Origin of the sequence: Acinetobacter sp. TUM15071, from assembly GCF_008980925.1 — a bacterium.
In the GTDB taxonomy this organism is placed as follows: Bacteria; Pseudomonadota; Gammaproteobacteria; order Pseudomonadales; family Moraxellaceae; genus Acinetobacter; species Acinetobacter dispersus.
Window position 1 is genome coordinate 1 of record NZ_BKGB01000097.1, and the last position, 228, is coordinate 228.

General features: G+C 55.3%; 1 protein-coding gene. It reads left to right on the forward strand.

Annotation, left to right across the window (positions count from 1 at the left end):
- Window positions 1–228, forward strand: a 228-nt coding sequence (locus tag GBI66_RS19375) for a hypothetical protein (RefSeq protein WP_151717198.1), incomplete at both ends; no start/stop codon positions are given.

Genomic DNA, 228 nt, shown 5'->3' on the forward strand with positions numbered 1-228 from the left:
GCGACTTGAGTGCCGATGCAGACAGCACCATCAACGTCACCGTGAATGTAACCGGTGTCGGACCTGTGAGCACTGACCACAGTTATACCGTGGATATTACGCCACCGAACCCAGCGGGTGCGGTACTGAACATCGATGCAGTGACTGCAGACAATGTGGTGAATGCCACTGAGGGTGCAGGCAATGTGACGATCACAGGTACCTTGACCGGTATCCCAACGGATGCAG